This is a genomic window from Vibrio sp. 2304 (genome assembly GCF_033339475.1).
GTDB lineage: Bacteria > Pseudomonadota > Gammaproteobacteria > Enterobacterales > Vibrionaceae > Vibrio > Vibrio alginolyticus.
This window is the reverse complement of record NZ_JAWOUQ010000070.1, coordinates 1-653: the sequence shown is the minus strand read 5'-3', so window position 1 is coordinate 653 and position 653 is coordinate 1. Positions and strand designations below refer to the sequence as shown.

The 653-nt window shown below is 45.9% G+C and carries 1 protein-coding gene and 1 pseudogene; both read left to right on the top strand.

Annotated features, from left to right (window positions below; translation table 11 throughout):
• Nucleotides 1-200, top strand: a 200-nt coding sequence (locus R7P64_RS24300; protein ID WP_318124168.1) for a winged helix-turn-helix domain-containing protein, incomplete at its 5' end; no start/stop codon positions are given.
• Nucleotides 193-653: pseudogene (locus R7P64_RS24295) on the top strand (two-component sensor histidine kinase); the annotation flags it as partial. The gene R7P64_RS24300 and the pseudogene R7P64_RS24295, both read left to right, overlap by 8 nt.

Below are 653 nucleotides of genomic sequence, written 5' to 3'. Positions count from 1 at the left end.
TGATGCGCAAAACTGGCCAAGTACTTTCACGTACCACCATTGCGTCGTTAGTGTGGGATATGAACTTTGACAGCGATACCAATGTGATTGATGTGGCGGTCAAACGTCTGCGTAGCAAAGTGGACAAACCGTTCGATAAACCTCTGATTCACACTGTCAGAGGGATGGGCTACAAACTCGAAGAGAGTCGTGATGCCTAAGTTCTCGCTGCCTTTTTCCATGAAAAACAAGCTCGTGCTGATGTTTGTTAGTATGACGTTTGTGACCTATTTTTCTTTGGCTTTCATCCTACAGTACGCCATTGAACGCCACTTTTATTTGCAAGATTTCAGCTATATTTCCAGTAAGTTCAATGCCATTGAGAACGAGTTAAAACGCTCGCCAGAGGATGTGTTCAAGCAAGCGAATAACAGTACGCTCTATATGTGGGTGTTTGAAGGCAAGCAGAGCGTGTATCAGAACTCGAGCCTGACGATTCCTCAGAACCGAGCCTACAGCATTAGCTCGCCTCAGGTTTTAAATCACGAGCGTGCCATCGAATGGAGTGAGGACTCGCTGAATATTCGCGCGTTTGCGTTTCAAGCTGGGGAGTATCAGGTGGTGCTCGGCATGAGTATCAACCACCATATTTTGTTTTTGGATAAACTCGACTG